Source organism: Coleofasciculus sp. G3-WIS-01 (assembly GCF_040223135.1).
Classification (GTDB): Bacteria; Cyanobacteriota; Cyanobacteriia; order Cyanobacteriales; family Coleofasciculaceae; genus Coleofasciculus.
Genome location: NZ_JAVJZI010000009.1, coordinates 1 through 19,218 on the forward strand (window position 1 = coordinate 1; position 19,218 = coordinate 19,218).

The window sequence follows — 19,218 nt, forward strand, 5'->3', positions numbered from 1 at the left end:
TAGCCTTTGGCAAATTGTTAAGCTGCCTTAGTTCACCGGGAAATGGGGTATCTGCTGGGATGATGTACTCATGCACCAGGGAACATCTATCAATCAAACATTTGCGGCTATTGCACCAATCCTTTATCTCCCCCAGTGCATGGTTGTAGGCACGGCGGCAAATTTCCATCCACTCAATTAACCGTTGTTCAGTGGTGGCATCTGGGTAGATTCGGTAGCAATAGTTAAATGTCAGCATACCCCTATCATAAGACATTTATTAGAGAGCTGCCTAGCTGTAAATGTTAATTTAGGCAACATTGAGTTACCTAAATTAACCTTGGGGAGTCGTGTATCAAGAGCGCTGAATCACAGATTACAGCGTGGGTCTTACGACTCCCCAAACCCCTGCTAAGATAAAATGGCAGATTATATTTGAAGACTAAACAACAATCCCCGGTCTTCCGGAAAAATCCTAACTTATATCATTGGGTTTTATGAAAAAAAACACAACCCTGAAAACATTACTCCACACAACCAGCCATGCTATCTTTTGGTTCTGGAATCTTACCTTTTTGCTTGCCCTCGGCACTAGCCGCCTTATATGTTCAATCCGGGTATCGTATCATAAACAAATTTGCCTCCCAGTATGGCAAAAAAACCACGTTTCAGGGTACTGTTGCTGTAATCAGTGTCTGGATGATTCTGTTTATCTCATTCACGACACAGCCCCAGGTCAAGGCATTTAAACTGTTAGCTCAACCCGCCCAAACCGATAGCGCCAGAACAGCCGTCTTAACCCAGTCGCAGGTGATTCGCACCGGACTGCTGAACGCCTATTTGTCCTCCTATCGCTATATCAGTCCCATAGAAGAAAATAACCATATCCAGACGATGTATCGTAGCGTCTTTGGTTTACCAGAGTCGCTTTGCCTGTTTTTACAAGTGAGTTATAACCAACTGATGTCGCCGTTTTTGTACAACGGTTCTCGTTCAGATATCGAAAAAGCCGAAAAACTCTACGCCGAATTCTTTGACACTCCCATCCAAAAAGCCGAGCGCAAGGCAGTACAACGCGCCTTGCAATCTACGGCAATTGTAGACGAGGCAAAGGCAGGTGTCTTGAATATTAACCAGAAAAAGGTATGGCTGCGATCGCAACAAGTCAGCGTTACCGAACACGGGGATTGGGCGGATGTGGAACTCTACGAGGTGTATGAAAACCAAACCAATGATGTAGAGGAAATACTCTACTACTTTTCTTTACCCGAAAGCGCCACAATTACAGGTTTGTGGCTGGGGGACACCGATAAGCGATCGCAAAGTTTCCCATTTAAAGTTTCACCACGGGGGGCGGCGCAAAAGGTTTACAATTCTCAGGTGAGGCGATCGCGACCCGTTGATCCAGCGTTACTCGAACAGGTGGGACCCCGCCTTTATCGCCTCAGAGCCTTCCCCGTTCCGCCCAAATTATCATTTCGGGAACAAAGAAATTCAACCGAACGCCCCACGCAAATGCATCTGTGGTTAACTTATAACGTGATGCGACAAGCACAGGGATGGGCGCTGCCTCGATTAGCAGAGAAACGGAATATCTTCTGGACAAAGGACACCCAACGCTTGGGAAATGGAGACGCGATCGCAACGTCTGAAGATGAGTGGCTTCCTCCATTTTTAAGAGCCACCGATCAGCAGCAGCCAAAAGTCCATCAAGTGAATTTCCCAGAGGGTTACCAGCTTACAGCAAAGCCACTCGCTCAAGAGGATTACGCCTTACCCCAAGGCAAGCGGTTTGCTGTCGTGGTGGATAGTTCGCGCAGTATGTCAGCCCAGGTGAAAGCACTGATAAAAACCTTCAATTGGTTAAACCAACAGGGCTTCGCGGATAACACCTTTGCCAACAATGATGCCGATTTGTACGTTACGGCTGCTGCGGGGAAACAACCTCAGCGTATCGACAATATCCAGACGTTTAATCCGGCAAAGATCACCTTCTATGGCACAATCCAATATCGGGAGATGCTGCAACAGTTTCTCCAATTACAAGGTGATACGCCTTATGATGGTATTTTACTGGTAACGGATGAGGGGAGTTATGAGTTATCCGAGGACAGTAAAGATGGGCTAGACATGCCTGCACCGTTATGGATGGTGCATCTAGGCGCGTTGCCACCTGCTTATGATGATGGGACGTTAAAAGCCATTCAAGATAGTGGGGGGGTGTGTCTACAGAACTCCCAGAGGTCTTGCAGCGACTGGCAACAAAGGCAGCATTAGCTCCATCGGTGGTGAGTGTTGTGGATGGCTATGCTTGGTCGATGGCAAAAATTCCCAGTGAAACCACAGCTAACAAGGGTTTTGATCCATTAGCCGCCAGACAACTCGTCAAAGGATTGAGTCAACAGATAAAGGGAGATCAACTGGCTCAACTGGATGCCATTCATGCGATCGCCAAAACCTATAAATTGGTGACGCCCTACTCATCAATGATTGTCCTCGTCAATGATGAGCAGCGAGAGGCACTGAAGAAAGCCGAAGCCGAAAATGATCGTTTTGACCGTAAGGTGGAAGACGGAAAAGAACAGCTCCCTCAGCCAAACAATGCTAATTCCGTCAGCGTGTCCGAACCGGGCATGGTCATGGGTCTGTTAGCGATCGCGCTGATCCTATGCCTCAAACGCCAGCAAGGATTGAATCAGAGGTCATCGTAAAGGTTCAACATCAATCACTTGATAGGTGGCGGCAAATTTCCTCTCTCCACCTAGAAATCCGGAGTCATTGGCGATATGGGCGTATCCAGTATATAGTTTTAGCGATCAGCTTACCTTTATGGGGATATACCAGGGAGCTGAGACCCAAATTCGTGACGCAGATGGATCAAGATGAAATTAAACGATTAGGGGCTTCCCTCAGACAGATCGATCCAGGGATATTAAGCCCAGCGAAAGAGGGAATTACCAAAGTTTGGTATCAAGGAGGTGAGCCTTATTTCGACGTAGTGGTTGAACTTCGCCACGACCAAATTGAGTGGTTTCAATTTACCTTGCGGGGTAAATCCATCTCCTGGAGACCGAGGTTTTCGGGTTTACAAACGGGAAGTACTAATGAATTAGAAGCTGATGATCTGACGTTTCATCCAGCCAGTAAATTGATTGAGTATAACAACCAACGAGATCATAAGTTTATCGAAGTAGCTCGCGCCATTTTACAAACTCGCGCTCATGAACCTCTATTTAAGCAAATTCTCACCTTGTTCGATTCAGCTTAGATCATCGGCTACGATGTCAAACTGGGATGTTCCCGTTACCTGTTGTCTGTTGGCTATTTCTGCAATAATGACGATCGGTGTAACTTAGGAAGGAGGGGGCTATATGGCTGGCAGTCATGTTAGTGCTGATTTGTGGATAAGCGAGTACATCACACCTTGGGATATGTATGTTCATGGGATTACCAAGGTTTTGGCTTACAAAAAAACCGCCTATCAGGAGATGTATATTGTTGAAACAGGAGCTTATGGCAAAGGCTTAGTTTTAGACGGCAAATGGCAGTCCTGTACGGGCGATGAGTTTATTTACCATGAAGCCTTGGTTCAGCCTGTGATGATCACTCACCCTAATCCACGCCATGTTCTTGTCTTGGGAGGGGGTGAAGGCGCAACGGTGCGCGAAATCCTACGCTGGAAAACAGTTGAGCGGGTGATGATGGTGGATATTGATGGTGAGGTTGTGGATGCTTGCCGACAACACCTGCCGGAAATGCACCAAAATGCCTTTGATGATCCTCGGACTCAATTGGTGATTGGCGATGCTCTAGAGGTGTTAGACAACATGGAGCAACAGTGGGATATTATCATATCCGATCTGTCTGATCCGATTGAAGAAGGACCATCCTATAAACTTTTTACCAAAGAGTTTTTTGAGAAAGTCCAGCGAGTTTTAACACCTGATGGGTTTTTAGTCCTACAAGCCGGACCCGTTGGACCTGTCTCCGTCAAAGCCCATGGTCGTCTAGTGCACACCCTAAACACCGTTTTTCCCAATGTACATTCCTATTGTTGCTACACCCCCACCTACGGTGAGCCGTGGGGATTTGTGATCGGCTCTCTCCAAGCCATTGATACTCAACCCCTACCTGCCACTGTTGACCAACGTTTGCAAGAAAACACAACCGGGGGGTTGCGCCTAATCGACGGCGTAGGGTTATTAGGAGTGTTACAAACCCCTGTCTATATCCGTCAGGCGATCGCTTCTGCCACTCAGGTATACACCTTAAATGAACCGCCGAAATTCTTTGGCAAGGGAACATTGGGTCAATCGTCTCAATCTTGATTGATCCAATATCTGTTGAGAATCCCTGGTATTTATACCAGGGAGAGTTCAGTGTGAATGTAATGATTTATTACAACCTTAAAAAAAACAGGCAGAAACAGGTCAAGCCACAGCGTAAAATTGCCTATAAAACGGAGTGATTGAAGTTCTACAGATTTCTAGGGTGCAACTCTCATATTTCTATAGTTCCCAATTTAAGCTCCTCCTTGGCAGGCGAATAGCTGCCATAGCTATAAAACAGCAATTACCATAACTAAGCCAAATTGTCAAGCTCTGTCTAACCCTTAGTGTTCACTTCCCATCTCCGTAACTCTATCCAGCTACGCCAATCATCACCCCAGAGACATTGCTCATGCAGCCGAGTGGTCTGCCTTTTCATTCCTTAGCGCTAGAACCAGCAATTGATGCTCATTTTTTGACCGTCACACCAGATACCCCTCTGGGGGATGTCTTGGCGCTCATGAGTCGATTTCGCAGTTGCCGGTTACCCACCCAGGCGTTAGCAACTGACATTAGTCAAAGCCTAGGAAATCTGCCAAAAATTTCATGTTTATCTCAGGAAGAAGATACAGCTTTTGGTATCGCTGATACGGCGGCAGGTTGTGTATTGGTGATGGAGGGAGGGCGACTGGTGGGAATATTCACCGAGCGCGATATCGTTAAGTTAGCCGCTGCGGGTCTTCCCTTAAGCCGAGTCAATATTGCCCAAACCATGACTCAACCCGCGATTATGCTGCAACCGTCACCGTCTCACGATATCTTTACCGCATTGGGACTCTTACGCCAGCATCGGATTCGTCACCTGCCGATTGTCAATGAGCAAGGGCAACCTATGGGAATTGTGACTCATGAGAGTATTCGCAAAGCGCTGCAACCGGTGAATCTACTGACGCGATTACGCTGTGTGCAAGATGTGATGACCACAGCAGTGATTCATGTACCCGTGACCACATCGGTGCTACAGTTAGCACAGCTAATGACAGAGCATCAGGTTAGTTGCGTGGTGATTACTCAACTCAAAGTTCCAGAAATTCAGTATCAGGAACAAGCCACCCTCAGCCAAACCGGACATTCTGTTCCTTTGACTCAAGTTTGTCCATGCCCAATGCTTCATTCTCAGTCCCTAATTCCTGTGGGAATTGTCACTGAACGCGATATTGTCCAGTTTCAGGCACTAGAACTGGATTTATCGCGCCTGAAGGCTCAAGAGGCGATGAGTACGCCGCTATTTTGTCTGTGTCCCTCGGATTCCTTGTGGCTAGCCCACGAAAAAATGCAGCAGCATCGGGTGCGACGGTTGGTGGTTCGCTCAAATCAGGGAGAATTAGTGGGAATCGTTTCCCAAACCAGCCTGCTGCAAGTGCTTAACCCGGTGGAAATGTATGGAGTAATCGAACTACTGCAACAGGCGGTAGAGGAAAGAACCTCTGAATTAGCCCAGACGAATGAACGACTGCGCCATGAAATAGGGGAGCGCCAGCGAGCGGACTTAGCCCTGCAAAAGTCCCATGATCAATTGAAAATTCAAATTGAACAGCGCACAGCACAGCTCACTCAAGCTAATGTCCAGCTTCAGCAGGATATTCTCGAACGCCAGCGGGTAGAAACAGCTCTGCGGCAAAGTGAAGCCCAATTAAAAAAACAAACCCGCGAACTCAAGCGGATGATCCAGCAACTGCATTCTTATCAAAGTCAGTTGATTCAGACTGAAAAAATGTCGTCTTTAGGACAACTGGTTGCTGGTGTGGCTCACGAAATTAATAATCCGATTAATTTTATTTACGGCAATATCGCTTACGCTTCTCAGTACGTTCAGGATGTGATGGGGCTGCTGGAACTCTATGAGCAGCAATATCCCCAGCCTGTACCCGAAATTCAAGAAACCACCCAAGACATTGACTTGGAGTTTGTCAAAACTGACCTGCCTAAACTAATAAACTCCATGAAACTAGGTGCCGATCGCATTCGCAACTTGGTGCTGTCGTTACGGAATTTCTCCCGCTTGGATCAAGCCGAGATGAAATCGGTGGATTTGCACGAGGGACTAGATAATACGTTGTTGATTCTACAAAATCAGCTCAAAGCGACGCCCGGTTTGGTTGAAGTGCAATTGGTGAAGGAATACGGGGATTTACCCTTGGTGGAATGTTATCCGGGACAACTCAACCAAGTCTTTATGAATCTGCTGAGTAATGCCATTGATGCCCTCGAAGAGTTGAGACGCTTAAATGCTCAAGCCCAGTTGTCTGATGGACAATCCTCTAGTCCTTATCCCACTATTGTTATTCATACGGCGATTAAACAAGTCAGGCGTCCAAAATCTCAAGCACAATCGTCGTCAGTGAATCCATGGGTGGTGATCCGCATTGCTGATAATGGGTCTGGGATGAGTGAGGTTGTGCGTCAGCGTCTATTTGATCCGTTTTTCACCACCAAACCTGTAGGCAAAGGCACGGGTTTGGGTTTGTCGATTAGCTATCAGATTATCGTGGAAAAACATGGGGGATGTCTTCAATGTAATTCTGAACCGGGGCAAGGCAGTGAGTTTGTGATTGAAATTCCCCTGCGACAGCATCATCATTCATTGATGCTCTCTCCCCAGTAGAAAATTAGGAAGCAGGGGAAGCAGGGGAGCAGAGGCACTCTTAAAAGGTTGTACAATTAAAGGCAGCAACAAGAGCGCCATTGGCGAGTTGCGATCGCGCTTGTCAACCCCTGCAAAAACTATCCCATAGTTTTCAAGACCATGAGTTTATCTTTAAAGCAGCTAACCGTTTATCTGACCTTGCTAGGCTTAGGCGGTGGAGCAGGGGTTTTGGGCAGTCGCTACCTCATAGCTCAGCCTCAAGGACTCAATCCTCCAGAAGCGATGCCTGCGGTATTGGAACCCTTATCCCCAACTCGACGCACCAATCGTTCTGGTCCTGCCAATCTCAATTTTATTGCCCAAGCCGTCGAGCAAGTAGGACCTGCGGTGGTGAGAATTGATGCGGCGCGTCAGGTCAGTCAAGACGTTCCCGAAGCCTTTAGAAATCCCTTCTTCCGCCGCTTTTTTGGCAATGAGATGCCTGTTCCTGAACCTCGCGTAGAACGGGGAACGGGATCGGGTTTTATTCTGGAGTCGGATGGGCGAATTATTACCAATGCTCATGTTATCGACGGGGCGGATATCGTCAAGGTTACGCTCAAGGATGGGCGGACGTTAGAGGGTCGGGTGTTGGGTGCAGACCCGGTGACCGATGTGGCAATTATTAAAATTGAGGCAGAGAATTTGCCAACCGTCCGCTTGGGTAAAGCCGAACAGTTGATTCCCGGCGAGTGGGCAATTGCGATCGGTAATCCTCTGGGTTTAGATAATACCGTAACTGTAGGCATTATTAGCGCTTTGGGGCGATCGAGTTCTCAGGTTGGTGTTCCCGAAAAACGAGTAAGCTTTATCCAAACTGATGCCGCAATTAATCCAGGGAATTCTGGAGGACCGCTATTAAATGCCAGTGGTGAAGTTATTGGCATTAATACTGCCATTCGCGCCAATGCTCAAGGATTGGGCTTTGCCATTCCCATTGAAACCGCTCAACGCATTGCTGAACAGCTTTTTGAAAAAGGTCGGGTGGACCATCCTTATCTGGGAATTCAGATGGTAACATTAACCCCCGAGTTACGCAAAGAAATTAATCAGGATCAAGATGCTGCTTTAAAGGTGACTCAAGATCAAGGCGTCTTAATCGTCCGCGTCGTTCCCAGTTCCCCAGCTCAACAAGCGGGTCTTGAACCGGGCGATATTATTCAAAAAGTTGGTGGAAAACAGATTAAAACGGCTTCGGATGTACAAGAGGAAGTAGAAGCGAGTGAGGTGGGGGCGAATCTCGATATTGAAGTGAATCGTCAGGGGAAAACGAAAATGATTGTGGTTAAACCTGGATCGTTTCCGGTGAATGAGTTACAATAGAAGACTACTTCATTCTTTCTTATTGATTGAAGACGCCTAAGGCAGCGTCAGCCATTCTATTACCCATCAACTCTGGCGTTGATGGCTAGAGTTATACCGATTATCGATCCGAAAACGGCTAATCCTGCACGAGTTGCACCACAAACTCAGCTGCCGTCATATAACGTCGCCATTCTCCCCCATTTCTACCTCGCTGCACCCTCCACCCTGGACAATTATCCGGCTTTTCCCATAACTTTAGATGCTCTACGGCGGGGTCAGCATAAAAACGACTCCCGCCACTCCCCAATAAGGCAGAACTCCAGTGGGTAAAATAATCGTGACTCAGCCGATAAATGGGAAAGGTTCCATAGAGTGGCACACCCCACCCATCCAACGCCACCAAAGCTTTCACGGTTCCCCCAAGCATCTGCCATCCCCATGCTGCACCAATCGCCCCCACCACTCCGGCACTAAAACTGATAAAAGTAAGGGAGGTGTTCCCTGGGGTAATATGACGCTGCAAATAGTTCAAAATATGAATAGCTGAATAAGCTGGATACTCTTGGCTATTAAATATTAATAATTGCTGAACACGCCATGTATTTCCAGAGTCACAGCGTTGCCACCCCGCTAAAAACTCTTGTGTCAACTGTGGATTGTGGATACCGGGACAAATGATAACTGCTTTTTGCATCGGAAGGGAATTTTGCTCAGTGTTAGAGCCGAGCAATCAATTACTTGTATTACAGAGTAAAATGGAGAATACAAGAAAATTATTTTAACCCCTATTTTTAACAAAAGTTTACATTAATGTGTTATTTCTGTGAAGACAAGCCGAAGAGCTTGAAATCCGTGAGAACACTATGCGACTATTTTCCTTTAAGGAGGGAAAAACAATGGGGCTTCTACCAATCAAGACAACAACGATCACTATTGCAACAACGGCTATTCTGAGCTTAGGGGGACTGCCAGCGATGGCATTTACAATCACACCCAATAGCAATGCCCAAGATTTACTTAATGCTTTGCTAGGGGATACGGCTGGACTGAGTAACTTTGGTTTAACAGTTTACGATGATCTGCAAAGAGTTAATGATGATGCCTTTGGCATTTTCAACAACGATCCCTTTGGTCTGGGTGAGGGCATCGTTTTGAGTACGGGCAAAGTCGCAGACTTACCTGGACTAAACGAGGAAGATGGAGGAGTAGATTTTCACGGGGGAGATCTAAGCGACTTGAGTACAGATTTTGAGCCACAAAGCCCTCCCCCTGTAGATCCGGCGGCAGGTTCCTCCCCTGAAGATAGGGCAATAGGGATGCAAGGGGATAACATGACTTTGGAACTCAGCTTTGATGCTGACGATAGCGTAGAAAAGTTATTTTTTCAATATGTTTTTGGTTCAGAAGAATTTGTCGAATTTGGCGGGACTGATTTTAACGATTCGTTTACAATGTGGTTGAATGGACAGTCCTTGGCTCTGTTAAGCGATGGTCAAGCCGTTACGATCAACAATTTAGTGCCTGACCCCAACGACGAGACCTCGTATCACCCTGACTTTATTTATAATCCTGTAGGGTCTGGTATCAATACGAAGCTGGATGGGTTTACCAAAAATTTGACCTTTGAGGGTCAGCTCATAAAAAATAGCCGAAATACGATCAAGATTAATGTAGCTGATTGGGGTGATGGCATATTAGACTCGGCTGTCTTCATCAAAGGCAAGTCTCTGGGGACAAAACCGCCACAAATAAAACCTCAACCCACTCAAGAGCCGCCTAATGAACCTCAATTTCCCTCAGATGACCCTGGAACTTTATTTCCCCCGGATGAGCCGGAACCCAAGAGTGTGCCAGAACCATCGGGGGTAATCGGATTGCTGGGAGTGGCAACTGTAGGCGTTCTGACACGGCTTAGACGCAAACAGCAAACTCAATGCCAAGAATACTGAATGGGAGCAGCTAATCCGTTACATAAGACTTACCCAAAAAGTCCAAACATGAGTAGCTTTGGGTAAGTATTTGATTACAGTTGCATACCCTAAATGGCTATTGGGTTTGCGATCGCCTATAAGTGGTAATCTAGAGAACGGTATTGTTAAGTGCTGAAGCACGACTCCCACCTACTAACCTTCGGCTCACTTGGCTAACGTTGAGGCGGGAACTCGCAAGAGCCAGCTTTGATTGAATAGCTCACGACCGATCAACTTTCTTTGTAAAGAAACATCAATCACTTATAGACGCAAGCATGGTAGCCACCACAGAAAAGACAAACACAGGCGTTATTACTCAAATCATCGGACCTGTTGTCGATGTTGAGTTTCCTGGCGGCAAAATGCCCAGGATTTACAATGCCTTGAAAATTGAAGGTAAGAATGCAGCAGGACAGGATGTTGCGGTAACCTGTGAAGTGCAGCAGTTACTCGGTGATAACAAAGTCCGAGCCGTTGCCATGAGTGGTACGGACGGCTTAGTTCGAGGGATGGAAGCAGTAGACACGGGTGCAGCCATTTGTGTTCCCGTCGGCGGTGCTACCCTGGGACGAATTTTTAACGTGTTAGGCGAACCTGTCGATGAATTGGGTCCGGTCAATACCGAAGATCGATCGCCGATTCACCGTTCTGCTCCTAAATTCACCGAACTGGAAACCAAACCGTCGATTTTTGAAACGGGGATTAAGGTTGTAGACTTGCTAGCGCCCTACCGTCGCGGAGGTAAAGTTGGGTTGTTTGGTGGAGCGGGTGTTGGTAAAACCGTGATCATTCAAGAACTGATCAACAATATTGCCAAAGCTCACGGGGGTGTATCCGTATTTGGTGGTGTTGGCGAACGCACCCGCGAAGGAAATGACCTTTACAACGAATTTAAAGAGTCAAAGGTTATCAACGAAGAAGACCTCAGCCAATCTAAAGTGGCCCTGGTTTACGGTCAGATGAACGAACCCCCCGGTGCCCGGATGCGTGTCGGTCTGGCGGCGTTGACGATGGCGGAACATTTCCGTGATGTCAACAAGCAAGACGTGCTACTGTTCATCGACAATATCTTCCGGTTTGTGCAAGCGGGTTCAGAAGTATCTGCACTCCTCGGTCGGATGCCTTCGGCTGTGGGATATCAGCCCACATTGGCTACAGAAATGGGTGAACTGCAAGAGCGGATTACTTCAACCAAAGAAGGATCAATTACCTCGATTCAAGCGGTCTATGTTCCAGCCGACGACTTAACCGACCCAGCACCAGCAACCACCTTCGCTCACCTAGATGCGACGACGGTATTATCTCGTGCTTTAGCCTCAAAGGGAATCTACCCAGCCGTAGACCCCCTAGATTCAACTTCGACAATGCTCCAACCCAATATCGTGGGTGAAGAACATTACCAAACGGCGCGTGCTGTGCAGTCAACCCTACAGCGCTACAAGGAACTCCAGGATATTATTGCGATTCTGGGCTTAGATGAATTGTCAGAAGATGACCGTCAGACGGTTGCTCGGGCGCGGAAGATTGAGCGCTTCTTATCTCAGCCCTTCTTTGTGGCGGAAGTATTTACCGGTTTGGCCGGTCAGTACGTTTCTCTTGAAAAAACGATTAAGGGATTCCAAATGATTCTGAATGGAGAATTGGATGACCTGCCCGAACAGGCATTCTACCTGGTCGGTGATATTGATCAAGTGATCGCTAAAGCTGAGAAGATGAAAGGTTAATCTCTTCTTTCGTTTTGAGTCATTAGTCATGTTTGCTCCTCCAAGCTGATGACTAATGACTAATCACCGGAAATTTGGGTTCAGACTCCCCGTCTTTCAAGGACGGATGTCAAGTAGCTTGATTAACGCAGCGCGAGTATGACAAAGGACGACTAACAGATTATGAGCTTAACGGTTCGAGTTATTGCTCCGGACAAAACTGTCTGGGATTCTGAGGCTGAAGAAGTAATTTTGCCCAGCACGACGGGTCAACTGGGTATCTTGATGGGTCACGCCCCGCTGTTATCTGCACTGGACATTGGGGTGATGCGAGTTCGTTCCGCCAAAGACTGGATACCCATCGCACTTATGGGTGGATTTGCCGAAGTTGAAAATAATGAAGTAACTATTCTCGTCAATGGGGCGGAACGGGGAGAGACGATTGATAAGGAAGCAGCACGGGAAGCTTTCTCTCAAGCCCAAGAGCGTCTCGAGCAAGTCCAAACCAGCGAGAATCGGCAAGAGAAAATTCAAGCCACGCAAGCTTTAAAGAGGGCAAGAGCTCGCTTTCAAGCGGCGGGTGGTATGGTTTGATGCTAAGCTAGCATGACCTGTGAAAAACAAAGGAGCTATCCACACATTAACTGGCTGGATAGCTCCCTTGTATAATCAATTCAGTCAGATGAGGCATCAGTGAGGAAAACTAGAGACTATGCATGGAACGTCTCTACTAACCCCTATGGCTGAACCGACGCTCTAGGCGCTGCCTGTAAAGGTTATTTCGGGGAATTTTGCCTGAGCTTCATTCATGGGACGATTTTTACCTTCTTCTTGCCAGTAGTTAATTACTTCAGTGGCTGTGTTGAGCAACTCAATGCGATCTGCTTCGCTAATCCAATGTTTAGCTTCCAGTTCGTTTTTGATTTGTTCCCAAGCATCGTTACGGGGCCAGAAAAAGTAGGATGTCAGTGGGCTAGTTCCTTTACCCACGACTTGATCGACGGCGAGTGCTACATTCTCTTCTAACCAGAGAACTTTTAAGATAAATTTAGACAAACAAACCTCCAAGAATAGATCAAGAATAGATCAAGAATAGATCAAGTATCTTATAATTAATGTACGATCAATAATTTCACATTGACAAATTTAGAATCAAGGATAAAATCAGGGTCTGGACGAGCGATTGTGGTTTTCGATATCGATGGTGTCGTTCGGGATGTGAGTGGATCTTACCGGAGAGCGATCGCAGATACAGTTGAGCATTTTACCGCCGGAGTGTATCGCCCGTCTTCAGCCGAGATTGACCACCTCAAATCCGAAGGGTTATGGAACAACGATTGGGATGCCTCACGGGAACTCATCTATCGCCACTTTGAGCAGCGAGGTCAGGCGCGATCGCAGGTTGCCCTAGATTATGATAGCCTGATTGCCTTTTTTAATGCTCGCTACCGAGGCAGTGATCCAAATCATTGGACAGGATACATCTGTCATGAACCATTACTCCTCCAACCTAACTATCTTGAACATCTAACCTCAGCCGGTATTTTATGGGGCTTTTTCAGTGGGGCGACACGAAATGAAGCACTTTATGCTCTTTCAAAACGTCTAGGTTTGCCAGCCCCCGTACTCGTGGCGATGGAAGATGCACCTGGTAAACCTGATCCGACAGGACTATTGGCGGTAATTAACCAGCTTCAGCAGCAGCACCAGATTGAGCAACCATTACCCACCATTTATGTAGGAGATACCGTGGCTGATATGTACACGGTTAAGGCAGCTAAAACTCTTCATCCAGAAAGAACCTGGGTTGGTGTTGGTGTTCTCCCGCCACACGTTCAGGAAACAACCGAGCGTCTTTGTGCATACCAGCAAACTTTACAAAAAGCAGGTGCGGCTCAAGTTTTTAGCAATGTTGAGCAGATTACCCCTGAACAAATTCAGCAATTGCTTTAACCGCTAAGAACTCAAGGATACTGTTGGTCAATTAACTCCCTCCCCTCCCAAACCCCTCATAGAACCCTACAAGGGAAGGGAAGCGGAATATAGTTATTTTCCGTCCCCCTCCCGTCCCCCTTATAGATCTGACTTTCACGTTATGTGGCGCCTCTGTAGGGGCTCACTTTCACGACTATCTTTTTGGTTGCACAACAGATGTGACTAAACCCGCCCCAACTCAGGTTTCTAGACTTCCCGTGAAAAGACCCCTCCCGACGCCTCCCCTACGAGGGGAAGGAAGCGGAATTCTTGATTTGGAGAATGGGGGTGTAGGGGTTTGGTTACCAAACCCCTACGGTCATCTCTTATTGATCAATGGATCTTGACAAAGTTTTGTTATCCTAAATACATCGTCCACGCACAAAGCGTGCAGTCACTTGTGTAATATTAAAAATCTCTAACCCCCAGGGAGCGTTAATCCCAAGAAATCCCCCTATAGCAGGATGTCTTGCCCACCTGGACGGAACTTCATGAAAAGTTTACAGAAAGTTCATCGTAACTTTATGGATACTTTCAGAAAGCTTGAGTAATATGAAGTTAGCTTAGGCAGAGAAAAAACCTAAAGCGAAAGATACACACTAGACGCAGTTATCTATCGAGGAGTTTAAGTATGATGAACAGATGGGCAATCGCAGCCGCCGCTACAGGCGCAACAGTAGTTGGAACTCTCGCCGCTCCCGCTCAGGCAATCACCTTGGGAGAAATTTGGTCAGGGGGTGGCACCTTCATGACGGATCATTTCACCTACAGCAACTTTACCTGCAGCTTAGCAAAATCCAATCTCGCTAACTCATTTCTAGTTCCCAACAGTTGCGACGAAATTAAGATAAACCACACAAATCCTTCCTTTAACCTGGAAATCCAAGGACCCTTCTCCGCCACCAATATAGGAAACACAGGAGTAGCTTTCATTGATGCCTTAATCAGCTTTGATGTAATGGCTAAGGATGGAAGCGACATCAGCAATATTGAGCTTGCCTTTAACGGAGCATTTGAGGGATTAGCGCGAGCTAGTGTGACCGAGACGGCTCGTGATATGAGCGGTAATATCATCGGACAACTCAAGGTTACCAATTCAGGTGCCGGCACAGACTTACAAGATCCTGCATTTGAAGCCGGAGACTTTGATCTGCTGTACCCTGTTTCAAAATTAAATATAACCAAAGATATCTTGCTTCAAGCCGGTCCAGACAGTTCAGCCGAAATTTCATTGATTGGACAAAACTACAAAAAACAGGTACCCGAACCTGGAACCATGGGTGGCTTGCTGGTGTTAGGTGCCTTAGGAGCTGGCTTCATGTTCAAGCGCAACCGTCAATTCAGTGGGTTTACTTCTTTCTTTCCCTCTGACAACGACAAAAACTAAGCCAAAGCGATATTCACCCATCAATCGGGTGGTACGGCTAAACATAGAGGGTATAGTACAACTCAGCACTTACCCGATTTTTTTTAGAATTCCTGGAGACGGGGACTCATCTCTTATCAGCCAAGCCCTGATCACGGCTTGAGAGCAAGCGATCTTCCTTTGCGACTGAATATCAAGGAGGATCGCTTTTTAGCAAATGATCGCTCGAAACCTTTGTACCAAAGGTATGCCAATTAATTTTCTAGCCTACTTCAAGGTTTACCAAAACTTCATGTTAATCAAGCCGTAAATTCACCAAAACTTTACTGTAGAGGGAATGACAGCCCAGTTTATATAAGGTATCTTTAAAGAGAGAGAAATATAGAGAAGAAGATTAACCTCTTCTAAAAAACCTTCGCCATTCACAGTCGTCCAGTTCAGTTAGGGAGATATAATATGATACATAAATGGGCAATAGCAGCGGCAGTTACAGGCGTCACAGTGGTAGGCACTCTAGCCGCTCCAGCTCAGGCGATCACATTGGGAGAGATTGGCAACGGCTTTCTGGATGTGGGAGATAAAAGATTCAGTAACTTTCAGTGTGCACTCTCGACGTCTGGTCCGGGACTGCTGGTTCCTAACAGTTGTGAAGAAATTAAGATCAATACCATTGAAAACAGTCCCTTTGGAATTGATATCCAAGGACCTTTTTCTGTAACCAATTTTGCTTCACCAGAAACTGAGTTCCTGGAAGCCTTAATTAGCTTTGATGTAGAAGTATTAGATCCCACCAAGGCGATTAACTCCATTAATCTGGCATTTAATGGAGCTTTTGCAGGGAATGGAAAAGCCAGTGTGAAGGAGACGGCTAGAGTCGATGGTGCGATTGTTGCCGAACTAATGGTGTCTAATCCTTATGAAGGGGGATCAGACCTACAAGATCCAGCACTAGAAGGCGAAGATTTTGACCTAGCTACCCCATACAAGAAATTGAACATTACCAAAGAGATTCGGGTTGAAGCCGAAGCGGGTGGTTCTGCGGAAATTTCATCAATCGTTCAGACCTATGATCAGACAGAGGTTCCTGAACCCGGTACAATCGGTGGCTTGCTAGCTATTGGTTCCTTGGGTGTCGGTTCAATCTTGAAGCAGCTCAAACAAAAGAAATAATCTCCTAACTCAGTGTTTTCCCAACAAAGGTTCCTCAGAAGGTATTTCACTGACTGAGGTTTTGCCATCTTTACCCCCATCTAAATCGTTGATTTGGGTGGGGTTATATCATGTCCGGTTGAATACTTACACTATTGGTGGAGACAAGGCTCCAAGGCAGAAGGCTCCAAAGCACGATAAGTTAGTGTAGAAGTCAGGGCAAATGAGTTATACTCGAACTCTTGATCGCATCCAAAGCAGGGTAGCAACCCTCAAGAGGATCGGCGTAAGTTTCTGCCTACAGCACATCTACCACTGTTCTTAGTCCAAAAAAGAGTCTACTCTGGATAGAGAGGGGAAATCCCTGCCAAAGCTTCAAATTCTGGTATAAAACGTTTTAACATCAGGTGCACAGGGTAAATGTCTCAGCTCTTGTCGAGCTACATCCCAAAATGGACGCTTCTGTATTAATCGTGGGAAATTCACAATTCCTTAAGACGTTCCTTGACCAGATTCGCACGATCACGTCTGGCAAGGTGGAAGCGTCTGCCAATCCGGAGGATGCTCTGAGTAAGGTTCAAGCTAGACAATACGCCATTTTAATCGTACAGGCAACTCAGAACGGTAGTTTGGATCTCTGTAAGCAGGTTAAAGAACAGCTGCAGTTAAGCTGGACCTATTGCATTTTAATTAATGACCCCTCTTATCCCTTGAGTGAAGGTAAACCCGATCCACGTCGGGAGCAAATTATTTGTGCTGAAGCCCTAGAAGGCGGTGCAGATGCTTACCTACCCTTAACCTGCGCCCCAACAGGAGATCCAGGCAGCACGTTGGCAGAATATCGGCTCCTGAAAGCCCATATCCTAGCCGGATGGCGCAGTGTGAAGTTCTATCAAAAACTGCTGCAAACCAATGATGTGCTCTCAACCCTGGCTCTGGCTGATCCCTTAACGGAACTTAATAATCGTCGGGCAATGGAATGGGAGTTACCCCGGCAAATTCAAAATGCCCGCACCTACATCACTGACTTAAGCGTGATTATGATGGATGTGGATCATTTCAAATCCGTGAATGATACTTATGGACATCAAGTAGGCGATCGCCTTTTGCAGTTGCTCTCAACCCGACTCCAGCATAATCTGCGCCTACAGGATACTTTGTTTCGGTATGGCGGCGAAGAGTTTTTAGTGGTTCTCAATCAAACCAACGGCGAGGAAGCTCAAATCGTTGCCAAGCGCCTGCGATACCTGATCAACGAGCAACCGTTTAATGTAGATGGTACGATCGCGATCGAGATTACGATTAGCGTTGGCATTGCTTGTCTCAAGGCTTCAGATGACCACAAAGGCGAAAGCCTCGTCAAACGCGCTGACCATAACCTTTTGCGTGCCAAAGCCAAAGGACTCAACCAAGTGCTTTACAGTGATGACACACTTTATTGACACACTTTATTAATGTACCAGACGTAGCCTGCTACGTCTGAATTTTGAGTGTTGAGTTTTGACCCTTCGCTTTGCTCAAAGGTACGGTTGTGTGTAGGGGCGGGTTTCACTATTATCCTTTCTAGACCACACCTAAATGTGACTAAACCCGCCCCTAAGCTGTAATACATTTAAATTGGGTATGAGTAGCGAGCAAGATACTCGCACTACAAGGATTGCGCCATGATTGATATTAAGGTTTAAATGCCGAACAGCTTACTAATTTTTCTTCCCCAGCTTCCCCTGTACCCTTCCTGTTTAACTGTGGTAATGCTCTTGAATCAAACGGTAGCAGTCGCCTACGCATGTCCGTTCTGCCATAGCTTTAACGAGGGCTTCGTAAGCCTTCCAATTGTCCTGTAACATAGTTTGAGCTTGGAGCATCGCCCAGCGCTGTTTGGTGGTCAATTCGCCAGCAGGACGTTTAAATAATGTCAATGCCTCTTTTAATTTTTGGCAATCGTCAATTCCTCCCTCCGCTTCACCGTAAACTAGAGTTTCTGCGGCAATTCCTGCCATCCAGACGGTACAGAATCGATCCAGAGTCAATCGCATTTCGCCAATGGCAAGTGGATTCGGCGAGAGTTGCTGAGTATCAAATTGCACGCCACCTAAACCCGGTTGTTCCTGCTTTAGGGCTTCCCAAGCTGTCAGCGTATAACCCGTGATCGGAATCCCCAAAAGGTAAGCCACAAGGAAATGACCCGCTTCATGGTGCACAATGCGATCGCGATACTCACTGCGCCTCCTTGCCAGCCAATCTAATAGTACCGTTGTACCTTTACCTTGAAAGCTGAGAGTGTCTACCGTAGCCAATCCTAAAATTCCAAATGTTGCCAAAGCTGGAATAGCTGGTGGAATATTAAAAATTGGGCTCAGGAGGGCGGAAAGGGTCATTCCGAAAATGCCAATGGCAATTACATTGAGAGTGGTCTGCTGCATAAGTTGATATAAAAGTGCGTTGTTGATGGTTGATTATGAAGTTTGCAATTAATTTCTAATAACTACAGATCTCCGTTCCCTGTTCCTTGTTTCCTGTTCCTTGTTTCCTGTTCCTTTGTACTCAAGTCATCAGAACTCGTCCGTTGCGGGAAACCCCGTGTCTTCAGACCGGGGAGGAACGCACGGTAGCGGTTTAAGAAGCCTCCAATATTCAAAAACCATAATTGTAACCATCATGAATGATGAATTTGTTGACAGTATTTGTGGCTAATTCCTTGAATCAGCCCACCTGTTGTTGAAATATTGAAACTACCAGTAGAGCGAACTGCAACCCTCCCGGCGTAAGTTCCAACCTTTTTCCCAGAGGTAACAACTGCTTTTACAATGTCACCAGT

17 protein-coding genes and 1 pseudogene are annotated in these 19,218 nt (G+C 46.6%); 13 read left to right on the plus strand and 5 right to left on the minus strand.

Annotation, left to right across the window (positions count from 1 at the left end):
• The coding region (locus tag RIM23_RS00515) for a helix-turn-helix domain-containing protein (RefSeq protein WP_446363545.1) at positions 1–238 on the minus strand (238 nt) is incomplete at its 3' end.
• A 284-nt stretch (positions 239–522) separates the two neighbouring features.
• On the opposite strand from RIM23_RS00515, the gene RIM23_RS00520 reads away from it, so the two are divergent.
• From RIM23_RS00520 to RIM23_RS00545, 6 genes are all read left to right on the plus strand, one after another.
• Positions 523–2,256, plus strand: a complete 1,734-nt coding sequence (locus tag RIM23_RS00520; RefSeq protein ID WP_446363520.1) for a TIGR02921 family PEP-CTERM protein — start codon at positions 523–525, stop codon at positions 2,254–2,256.
• Positions 2,202–2,690, plus strand: a complete 489-nt coding sequence (locus RIM23_RS00525) for a hypothetical protein (RefSeq protein WP_446363522.1) — start codon at positions 2,202–2,204, stop codon at positions 2,688–2,690. The genes RIM23_RS00520 and RIM23_RS00525 overlap by 55 nt, the downstream gene beginning before the upstream one ends.
• Before the next feature lie 161 nt (positions 2,691–2,851).
• The gene (locus tag RIM23_RS00530; protein WP_446356897.1) at positions 2,852–3,247 is read left to right on the plus strand and encodes a hypothetical protein; all 396 of its coding nucleotides are present in this window, start codon (positions 2,852–2,854) and stop codon (positions 3,245–3,247) included.
• Positions 3,248–3,350: 103 nt separating this feature from the next.
• Positions 3,351–4,307, plus strand: coding sequence for a fused MFS/spermidine synthase (locus tag RIM23_RS00535; RefSeq protein ID WP_446363524.1), 957 nt, complete (start codon positions 3,351–3,353; stop codon positions 4,305–4,307).
• A 352-nt stretch (positions 4,308–4,659) separates the two neighbouring features.
• Entirely contained in the window at positions 4,660–6,912 is a 2,253-nt protein-coding gene (locus RIM23_RS00540) for a CBS domain-containing protein (RefSeq protein ID WP_446363525.1), read from the plus strand.
• Between the two features lie 141 nt (positions 6,913–7,053).
• Positions 7,054–8,256: an HhoA/HhoB/HtrA family serine endopeptidase gene (locus RIM23_RS00545; RefSeq protein WP_446363527.1), complete on the plus strand. Its 1,203-nt coding sequence runs from the start codon at positions 7,054–7,056 to the stop codon at positions 8,254–8,256.
• A gap of 118 nt (positions 8,257–8,374) precedes the next feature.
• On the opposite strand, the gene RIM23_RS00550 is transcribed toward RIM23_RS00545, so the two are convergent.
• Positions 8,375–8,932 carry a hypothetical protein gene (locus RIM23_RS00550; protein ID WP_446363529.1) on the minus strand — a complete coding sequence of 186 codons (558 nt, stop codon included), beginning with the start codon at positions 8,930–8,932 and terminating at the stop codon, positions 8,375–8,377.
• Between the two features lie 202 nt (positions 8,933–9,134).
• On the opposite strand from RIM23_RS00550, the gene RIM23_RS00555 reads away from it, so the two are divergent.
• The 3 genes from RIM23_RS00555 (at position 9,135) to atpC (ending at position 12,505) form a co-directional block, all read left to right on the plus strand.
• The gene (locus RIM23_RS00555) at positions 9,135–10,187 is read left to right on the plus strand and encodes a choice-of-anchor L domain-containing protein (protein WP_446363531.1); all 1,053 of its coding nucleotides are present in this window, start codon (positions 9,135–9,137) and stop codon (positions 10,185–10,187) included.
• A 296-nt stretch (positions 10,188–10,483) separates the two neighbouring features.
• On the plus strand, positions 10,484–11,932 hold the full coding sequence (gene atpD / locus RIM23_RS00560; protein ID WP_446363533.1) for a F0F1 ATP synthase subunit beta: 1,449 nt from the start codon (positions 10,484–10,486) through the stop codon (positions 11,930–11,932).
• 162 nt (positions 11,933–12,094) lie between these two features.
• Positions 12,095–12,505 (plus strand): ATP synthase F1 subunit epsilon, encoded by a 411-nt coding sequence (gene atpC, locus RIM23_RS00565; RefSeq protein ID WP_446363535.1) that lies wholly within the window; start codon positions 12,095–12,097, stop codon positions 12,503–12,505.
• 162 nt (positions 12,506–12,667) lie between these two features.
• Here the strand turns inward: atpC and RIM23_RS00570 are convergent, their stop codons facing one another.
• Complete coding sequence (locus tag RIM23_RS00570) at positions 12,668–12,967, minus strand: 30S ribosomal protein PSRP-3 (RefSeq protein ID WP_446338302.1); 300 nt, start codon at positions 12,965–12,967, stop codon at positions 12,668–12,670.
• An 81-nt stretch (positions 12,968–13,048) separates the two neighbouring features.
• Between RIM23_RS00570 and RIM23_RS00575 the strand changes: the two genes are divergently transcribed.
• The 4 genes from RIM23_RS00575 to RIM23_RS00590 all read left to right on the plus strand — a co-directional run bounded on the left by RIM23_RS00575 (position 13,049) and on the right by RIM23_RS00590 (position 17,842).
• Positions 13,049–13,864 carry a TIGR01548 family HAD-type hydrolase gene (locus tag RIM23_RS00575; RefSeq protein ID WP_446363537.1) on the plus strand — a complete coding sequence of 272 codons (816 nt, stop codon included), beginning with the start codon at positions 13,049–13,051 and terminating at the stop codon, positions 13,862–13,864.
• Positions 13,865–14,516: 652 nt separating this feature from the next.
• Positions 14,517–15,272, plus strand: coding sequence for a PEP-CTERM sorting domain-containing protein (locus RIM23_RS00580; RefSeq protein ID WP_446363539.1), 756 nt, complete (start codon positions 14,517–14,519; stop codon positions 15,270–15,272).
• A gap of 435 nt (positions 15,273–15,707) precedes the next feature.
• Positions 15,708–16,421, plus strand: a complete 714-nt coding sequence (locus RIM23_RS00585; protein WP_446363541.1) for a PEP-CTERM sorting domain-containing protein — start codon at positions 15,708–15,710, stop codon at positions 16,419–16,421.
• A 431-nt stretch (positions 16,422–16,852) separates the two neighbouring features.
• Positions 16,853–17,842: a GGDEF domain-containing protein gene (locus tag RIM23_RS00590; RefSeq protein WP_446359151.1), complete on the plus strand. Its 990-nt coding sequence runs from the start codon at positions 16,853–16,855 to the stop codon at positions 17,840–17,842.
• 297 nt (positions 17,843–18,139) lie between these two features.
• Here RIM23_RS00590 and RIM23_RS00595 read toward each other — a convergent pair whose 3' ends face one another.
• On the minus strand, positions 18,140–18,823 hold the full coding sequence (locus RIM23_RS00595; RefSeq protein WP_446363543.1) for an ATP-dependent Zn protease: 684 nt from the start codon (positions 18,821–18,823) through the stop codon (positions 18,140–18,142).
• Positions 18,824–19,034: 211 nt separating this feature from the next.
• Positions 19,035–19,218 (minus strand): annotated as a pseudogene (locus RIM23_RS00600) (RNA-guided endonuclease IscB); the annotation flags it as partial.

Bases quoted from the DNA above. Each gene is read 5' to 3' on its own strand.
- RIM23_RS00520 (WP_446363520.1), top strand. From the start codon at position 523: ATGCTATCTTTTGGTTCTGGAATCTTACCTTTTTGCTTGCCCTCGGCA.
- RIM23_RS00530 (WP_446356897.1), top strand. From the start codon at position 2,852: ATGGATCAAGATGAAATTAAACGATTAGGGGCTTCCCTCAGACAGATC.
- RIM23_RS00535 (WP_446363524.1), top strand. From the start codon at position 3,351: ATGGCTGGCAGTCATGTTAGTGCTGATTTGTGGATAAGCGAGTACATC.
- RIM23_RS00540 (WP_446363525.1), top strand. From the start codon at position 4,660: ATGCAGCCGAGTGGTCTGCCTTTTCATTCCTTAGCGCTAGAACCAGCA.
- RIM23_RS00545 (WP_446363527.1), top strand. From the start codon at position 7,054: ATGAGTTTATCTTTAAAGCAGCTAACCGTTTATCTGACCTTGCTAGGC.
- RIM23_RS00550 (WP_446363529.1), bottom strand. From the start codon at position 8,932: ATGCAAAAAGCAGTTATCATTTGTCCCGGTATCCACAATCCACAGTTG.
- RIM23_RS00555 (WP_446363531.1), top strand. From the start codon at position 9,135: ATGGGGCTTCTACCAATCAAGACAACAACGATCACTATTGCAACAACG.
- atpD (WP_446363533.1), top strand. From the start codon at position 10,484: ATGGTAGCCACCACAGAAAAGACAAACACAGGCGTTATTACTCAAATC.
- atpC (WP_446363535.1), top strand. From the start codon at position 12,095: ATGAGCTTAACGGTTCGAGTTATTGCTCCGGACAAAACTGTCTGGGAT.
- RIM23_RS00580 (WP_446363539.1), top strand. From the start codon at position 14,517: ATGATGAACAGATGGGCAATCGCAGCCGCCGCTACAGGCGCAACAGTA.
- RIM23_RS00585 (WP_446363541.1), top strand. From the start codon at position 15,708: ATGATACATAAATGGGCAATAGCAGCGGCAGTTACAGGCGTCACAGTG.
- RIM23_RS00590 (WP_446359151.1), top strand. From the start codon at position 16,853: ATGGACGCTTCTGTATTAATCGTGGGAAATTCACAATTCCTTAAGACG.
- RIM23_RS00595 (WP_446363543.1), bottom strand. From the start codon at position 18,823: ATGCAGCAGACCACTCTCAATGTAATTGCCATTGGCATTTTCGGAATG.